This window comes from Brevundimonas sp. (assembly GCF_031082345.1).
Lineage (GTDB): Bacteria > Pseudomonadota > Alphaproteobacteria > Caulobacterales > Caulobacteraceae > Brevundimonas.
The window spans coordinates 1-6090 of record NZ_JAVHLH010000175.1 but is presented as its reverse complement, the minus strand read 5'-3'; the positions used below and the strand labels follow the sequence as shown (position 1 = coordinate 6090).

Genomic DNA, 6090 nt, shown 5'->3' with positions numbered 1-6090 from the left:
AGCCCCTCCACCCCTTCGGGGTCCCCCTCCCCACTGCGTGGGGAGGAGACGCCGGCCCCTCGCTCAAGCAGCGAGCGACCGCGTCGCGAGCGGTAGCGCCCCGCCTAGTGCCGGAACACCCGCACCCCGGTGAAGGCCATGGCGACGCCCTGTTCGTCGGCGGCGGCGATGACCTCGTCGTCGCGGATCGAGCCGCCGGGCTGGATCACGGCGGTGGCGCCGGCGGCGACGGCTTCGAGCAGGCCGTCGGCGAAGGGGAAGAAGGCTTCGGAGGCGCAGGCGCTGCCCTGGGCCAGGGAATGGGCCAGGCCCTTGGCCTCGCCGGCCTCGCGGGCGCGGATGGCGGCGATGCGGGCCGAGTCGCGGCGGTTCATCTGGCCGGCGCCGATGCCGGCGGTCTGGCCGTCCTTGGCATAGACGATGGCGTTGGACTTGACGTGCTTGGCCACGGTGAAGGCGAACAGCATGTCCTCGATCTCCTGCGGCGTCGGCTGGCGGCGGGTGACGATCTTGAGGTCGGCGGGGGCGATGCGGCTGCGGTCGCGCGACTGGACGAGGAAGCCGCCGGCCACCGAGCGGAACACCTCGCCAGCCGCCAGCGGATCGGGCAGGCCGTCGGTCAGCAGCAGGCGCAGGTTCTTCTTGGCGGCGAAGATCGCCCGGGCCTCGTCGTCGGCGCCGGGGGCGATGACGACCTCGGTGAAGATGTCGGTGATCAGCTTCGCGTCCGCGCCGGTCAGGGTGCGGTTGACGGCGATGACGCCGCCGAAGGCCGAGACGGCGTCGCATTCCAGCGCCCGGGCGTAGGCCTCGGTCAGGTCGTTCCCGACCGCGACGCCGCAGGGGTTGGCGTGTTTGACGATGACGCAGGCCGGGGCCTCGAACTCGGCGACCAGCTCATAGGCGGCGTCGGCGTCGGCGATGTTGTTGTAGCCCAGCTCCTTGCCCTGCAGCTGGCGGGCGTGGGCCACGCCGGGGCGGGTTTCGCCGGTGCGGTAGAAGGCGCCGGTCTGGTGCGGGTTCTCGCCGTAGCGCAGGGTCTGGGCCAGCGAACCGGCGATCGACTTGCGCGCCGGGGCGACGTCGCCGACCTGCTGCGCGAACCAGCCCGAGACGGCGGCGTCATAGGCGGCGGTGCGGGCGAAGGCGCGGGCGGCGAGGCGTTTGCGCAGCTCGAGGCTGGTGGCGCCGTCGGCCTTGAGCGCCGCCAGCACCTCGTCCAGCCCGGCCTTGTCGACGCAGACGGCGACATAGCCGTGGTTCTTGGAGGCCGAGCGGATCATGGCCGGGCCGCCGATGTCGATGTTCTCGACCGCCGCCTCGAAGCCGCCCCCGGAGGCCACGGTCGCCTCGAACGGATAGAGGTCGATCCAGGCGATATCGATGCCGCCGATGCCGTGTTCGCTCATCGCCTGCGCGTGGGAGGGTTCGTCGCGCACGCCGAGCAGGCCGCCGTGCACCACCGGGTGCAGGGTCTTGACCCGGCCGTCCATCATCTCGGGGAAACCGGTCAGGTCGGCCACGTCCTTCACCGGCAGGCCGAACCCCGCAATGGCGGCGCGGGTGCCGCCGGTCGAGACCAGTTCGACGCCCAGATCGTGCAGGGCGCGCGCCGCCGCCTCCAGCCCGGTCTTGTCGCTCAGCGAGATCAGCGCGCGCTTCGGCGCCACGCGGTCGGGCGCGGGAGGAAAGTCGGGAGCGGCGGGCATGGCGGCGATCCGGGTCTGGCGTGGGGGTCGGGGAGACGCGGGGGGCTCTAGCACTGTCCGGGGAAGGATTGAACCGGGGAGGTCAGATCAGATTGCCGAAATCGAGCGCGATGGGACGGAGCCAGCGCTGTTGGGTCCAGACGTTCCAGATATCGGCTCAGGGTGGTTAGCGGACCTGACAATCTGTGCCACCGTAGATCCATGCGTTGCTGGAGGGGGCGACGGACAGAAGGGGCGCAATGCATGGACAGCAAGGCAGTAAGCAAAGAAATTCGAGGAAAGGTCTGGCCCCTGCTCAAGGAACAGGGCTTTAGCCGGTTCACGACGCGGACGGCGTGGCGATACTGCGACAGCAAGATCGATGTTCTGAATTTCCAATCGTTCAACGCCTACAATGCCAGCGTAATGCGGGTCACCCCATTCTCATTCGCGGTGAATCTTGGAAGCTTCCTGACCTATGTGCCGCCCGACTGGCCACTACAATCCACGGATGGTCAGCTGACGCCTCGCGAGGCCGATTGCCAATTCAGAGGACGCCTAATCCCGACCGTCACACAGTCGCGCAAGACGCCGGATGGCGTGTGGAGTGTGGATGAGCTGGGTCGCAACTTGCCTCGGTGCATTCAGGACGTGGTTGAGCAACTGCCTCATGCGATGGATTGGTTCGCCCGTCTCGCGGACAAGCGAGAGGTGCTGAGGGTTCTGTGCGAAGACGATGAGGATATGATCGTGCTCTGGGGCTTCGGACGTAATCCGTCTCCCATCCGTTCATACCTGACGGGGTATGTGGCACTCGAGCTGGAAAACCATGACCTCGCCCGCGAGAAATTAGGGGAAGCGGTCGATTCCGACTGCTTCACCGGACAGTTCGGCAACCTCAAGAACGCTATTAACCGGGCGCCTTAGGCCCGCCGTGCAAGCAGGCTTCAGTCCATCAGCTGGTCGAAATCCACCACCACCGGCTCCCGCCCGATCAGCGCCAGGAACCGGCGGAAGTCCGCCTGCGCCAGCGCCGTCGTCGCCGTGTTGGTCAGCGGGTGGAAATTGACCACCTCGGCGTCCCACAAAGCCTTGTCGAGGACGAAGGTCACGCGCCGGTCCACGTCGTTGATCAGGCCCAGCGCCGTCACCGAGCCGGGGCGGACGCCGAGGGTGTCCCACAGCAGGGTTTCATTGCCGAAGCTGAGGCGGGCCGAGCCGATCCATTTGTCGGCGCGCTTCAGGTCGATGACCGTGTCCTGACGGGCGGAGATCAGCCACAGCCGGCCCTTCTTGTCCTTTAGGAACAGGTTCTTGGTGTGGCCCCCCGGCATCGCCGCCTTGAGCGCCTGCCCCTCCTCGACGCGGAAAACGGCGGGGTGGTCGTGCGTCGTCTGGGCCACGCCGTTTTCGGCCATCCAGGCCAGCAGGCGGTCCCGGTCGAAAAGGGGCGTCTTGTGTTCGGTCATCGCGCGCCGCTAGTGAGAGGGACCATCCCCGATACCCTCCGGAGCGCCGCCGTGGAACTGGAATGCTATCCGATGTCGGACCAGCCGTGCGACCTGGTGCCGGGCCGCCAGGCGCGCGACTGGATGGACGCCTTCCCCAGCCGTCACCCCTACCGCTGCCTGCCGCTGTCGATGGCCAACACCACCGGCTGGGAGGTGCTGTGCCCGCTCAGCTTCACCGCCGAATGGAACGGCGGGCCCAGCCAGAATGACATCGTCATCACCCCCGACCGGCACGCGCCGAACCTGCACCATTTCGTCACCTCGCATTTCTCGCGCGGGGTGATGACCATGCATCCGCAGTATCTGTTCCGCACCCCGCCGGGCTGGGGCCTGCTGGCCTCCGGCGCGCCCAACCACGTCAAGGACGGCATCGCGCCGCTGACCGGCCTGATCGAGACGGACTGGCTGCCCTTCCCCTTCACCATGAACTGGCTGTTCACGCGGCCGGGGCGGGTCAAGTTCGAGCGGGGGGAGCCGTTCTGCTTCATCACCCCGATCGAGCACCGCAAGGCCGAGGCCTTCGAGCCGGTGATCCGCTCGCTCGAGTCCAATCCGGTCATGAAGGGCCAGTTCGAGGCCTGGAACCGCCAGCGCACCGACTTCAACAAGCGGCTGGCCTCGGGCGATCCCGACGCGGCCAAGGAGGCGTGGCAGCGCTTCTACTTCAAGGGCGAACTGCCCGAGGAACTGGGCGCAGCGCCGGAGACGCATGCGAACAAGCGGCGGCTGAAGGCGCCGAGGCTGGGGTAGGGACAGGGTGTCGGGTGTGGGGTGTTGGGTGTGGGGCTTTCGACACCCCACGCCCCATACCCCACACCCATACCGTCACATCGGCCGCGCCAGGCGGGGTCCGAGGTTCTGGGCCACCTCGCGGGCGTCGAAGGCGTTCGGATCGCCGGCCGGCTTGGGTCCGTCGCCGACCACGATCTCGGCCGAGGCCTCGTAGCGGTCGATCTCGCGGAAATCCATGTCGGGGCCGAACGGGTCGCGCCACGGGCTCCAGTAGCCGCGGCTGTAGTAGCGCCACGACGGGCCCCAGTAGGGGCTGTAGCGGTCGTAGTAGAAGGGGCTCGGCGTCGGCGACAGGCGCACGTCGCGGTCGGTGGCGCGGTTGACGGTGGCGAACCAGTCGTGGCCGCTCTCCAGCGTCACCTCGGCGGCGCGCAGCAGCAGGCTCATCTCGACCTGCTCGCGCGAGGTCACGGAGTTGCCGGCGAAGTTGACGCGGAAGCGGTTGGCGTCGACCCGCATGTCGGAATAGCCGTAGCGGCTGCCCTGCCCGGCCGGTCCGTAGGGGGTCGCCGTGACGCAGGCCGACAGCGCCAGCGCCGCCGCCGTGGCGGCCACAAGGGCGGGCCTGAGGAGTCGAATTCTCATCTGGATTCTCCTTTGCGCCCCAAAAGGCGCCTCCCCTGCTGAACGAGACATGAACAACGCAGTTCCGCTTGCCGGCAAGCCCTTATAAACGCGTGACAATAAGAACGGACGCCGCGAGCAGAAGCGCGCCGGTGACGAGGGCGAAACCGCGTCTGAAACGCGGTTCCGACAGGCGCCGGGCCAGCGCCGCGCCGCCCAGACCGTAGGCGGACATCGTCAACACGTCCATGCCGATGGTGGCCAGGGCGAACAGCGCCAGCTGGGGCGCGGCGGGCCGGCTCACGTCCATGAACGGCGGCAGGACGGCGGTGAAGAACAGCACCGCCTTGGGGTTGGCGATCTGCACCATGAAGCCGTCCGCCATCGCGCTGCGCCCCAGGCGGATGGTCGCCGCCTGCGGATCGGCGGCGGTGCGAAAGGCGCCTCTCAGCGCATTGACCCCGAGCCAGGCGACATAGAGGGCGCCGCCGATGGAGATCAGCCGGAAGGCCTCGGGAAAGGCGGTGACCAAGGCGCCCAGACCCAGGGCCGCCGCGCCGAACCAGACCAGGGTGGCGGCGTTCATCCCGACCACGCCCGCCAGCGCCCCCGCGGGACCGCGCTGGACCCCGTTGGCGACCGAGAACAGATTGGCCGGCCCGGGCGTCACGGCCATCACGGCCATGACCCCCAGGAAGGTCAGATACAGATGGGGATCGACGGGCAGGCCGGACATGGCCGCCGTGTCGCGTCAGCGGCGGCCGGGGTCAAGCGGGAAGACTCAGCCCTCGCCGGCGTCGGTCTCGACCGTGACGGCGGTTTCGGTCGCGGCCTCGACCTCGAGCGCGGCGGAATCCATGGCCGAGCCGATCAGATAGTCGGCGACCAGTCCGTAGGTCGCCATATGCTCCGGGTCGTTCGAGGCCCAGGACCCGTTGACGGCCATGCCCTGGGCGCCCGCCACGACCCCCGCCAGCGCGCCGGCGTCGAGCGCGCCCAGCGCCCCGGCGGCGACCTCGCCGATGTCCACGTCGGACAGGGCCTCGGCCACGATGGCCTCGATATCGACCTCGGCCAGGGCCTCGGCGGCGATGGCGCCGGCGTGCTGGGTCACCGAGGCGGTGAAGGCCTGAACGTCCGGCTGATATTCGGCCCACAGGACGGCGATGCGCTGCTCGCGCTGCTCGTCGGTGAGGCTCTCATCTTCGGAAATGGCCTCGGCGCGTTCGCCGAAAGCCTCCATCCGGGCCTCGAAGGCCTCGGCGGCGGCTTCGAGCGCGTCTTCGGACGGCCCGCGAACCTCCTCGGCGACCGAGGCGGACAGCGGCAGAAGGGCGAGGGCGGCGGCGAGGGAAAGGGCCTTGATCATGGCGCGGGCTCCTGAGGGACGCCGCAAAATCCGCCGAACATCGCCCGGGCTCAAGTGAAATCGCGGTAAGGCGGCGGGCCGGAACCCGCCGCCTTGCGATTCAGACGGTTACTGGGGCCGGTTACTGGGGCGCGGCGACGGCGGGCGCGGCCGCGGCGGCGGCGGC

Annotated in this window: 7 protein-coding genes; 2 read left to right on the top strand and 5 right to left on the bottom strand. The window is 69.0% G+C overall.

Going from position 1 to position 6090, the window contains the following annotated elements; genetic code table 11:
• Window positions 1-104 precede the first annotated feature (104 nt).
• On the bottom strand, window positions 105-1709 hold the full coding sequence (gene purH, locus RDU12_RS11285; protein ID WP_308684653.1) for a bifunctional phosphoribosylaminoimidazolecarboxamide formyltransferase/IMP cyclohydrolase: 1605 nt from the start codon (window positions 1707-1709) through the stop codon (window positions 105-107).
• Between the two features lie 243 nt (window positions 1710-1952).
• Here purH and RDU12_RS11280 point away from each other — a divergent pair, with 243 nt between their 5' ends.
• Window positions 1953-2615, top strand: a complete 663-nt coding sequence (locus RDU12_RS11280) for a DUF4304 domain-containing protein (RefSeq protein ID WP_300291165.1) — start codon at window positions 1953-1955, stop codon at window positions 2613-2615.
• A gap of 20 nt (window positions 2616-2635) precedes the next feature.
• Here the strand turns inward: RDU12_RS11280 and RDU12_RS11275 are convergent, their stop codons facing one another.
• Window positions 2636-3157: a prolyl-tRNA synthetase associated domain-containing protein gene (locus tag RDU12_RS11275; protein ID WP_300291167.1), complete on the bottom strand. Its 522-nt coding sequence runs from the start codon at window positions 3155-3157 to the stop codon at window positions 2636-2638.
• Between the two features lie 51 nt (window positions 3158-3208).
• Between RDU12_RS11275 and RDU12_RS11270 the strand changes: the two genes are divergently transcribed.
• The gene (locus RDU12_RS11270; RefSeq protein ID WP_300291169.1) at window positions 3209-3949 is read left to right on the top strand and encodes a DUF6065 family protein; all 741 of its coding nucleotides are present in this window, start codon (window positions 3209-3211) and stop codon (window positions 3947-3949) included.
• 75 nt (window positions 3950-4024) lie between these two features.
• Here RDU12_RS11270 and RDU12_RS11265 read toward each other — a convergent pair whose 3' ends face one another.
• The 3 genes from RDU12_RS11265 to RDU12_RS11255 form a co-directional block, all read right to left on the bottom strand.
• Window positions 4025-4576, bottom strand: coding sequence for a hypothetical protein (locus RDU12_RS11265; RefSeq protein WP_300291171.1), 552 nt, complete (start codon window positions 4574-4576; stop codon window positions 4025-4027).
• Between the two features lie 82 nt (window positions 4577-4658).
• Window positions 4659-5291: a LysE family translocator gene (locus RDU12_RS11260; RefSeq protein WP_300291173.1), complete on the bottom strand. Its 633-nt coding sequence runs from the start codon at window positions 5289-5291 to the stop codon at window positions 4659-4661.
• 45 nt (window positions 5292-5336) lie between these two features.
• Window positions 5337-5924, bottom strand: coding sequence for a hypothetical protein (locus tag RDU12_RS11255; RefSeq protein WP_300291175.1), 588 nt, complete (start codon window positions 5922-5924; stop codon window positions 5337-5339).
• Window positions 5925-6090 lie beyond the last annotated feature (166 nt).

What these genes read in the sequence shown, in the direction of transcription:
- purH (WP_308684653.1), bottom strand. Translation starts at nt 1,709, where the DNA reads ATGCCCGCCGCTCCCGACTTTCCTCCCGCGCCCGACCGCGTGGCGCCG.
- RDU12_RS11280 (WP_300291165.1), top strand. Translation starts at nt 1,953, where the DNA reads ATGGACAGCAAGGCAGTAAGCAAAGAAATTCGAGGAAAGGTCTGGCCC.
- RDU12_RS11275 (WP_300291167.1), bottom strand. Translation starts at nt 3,157, where the DNA reads ATGACCGAACACAAGACGCCCCTTTTCGACCGGGACCGCCTGCTGGCC.
- RDU12_RS11265 (WP_300291171.1), bottom strand. Translation starts at nt 4,576, where the DNA reads ATGAGAATTCGACTCCTCAGGCCCGCCCTTGTGGCCGCCACGGCGGCG.
- RDU12_RS11260 (WP_300291173.1), bottom strand. Translation starts at nt 5,291, where the DNA reads ATGTCCGGCCTGCCCGTCGATCCCCATCTGTATCTGACCTTCCTGGGG.
- RDU12_RS11255 (WP_300291175.1), bottom strand. Translation starts at nt 5,924, where the DNA reads ATGATCAAGGCCCTTTCCCTCGCCGCCGCCCTCGCCCTTCTGCCGCTG.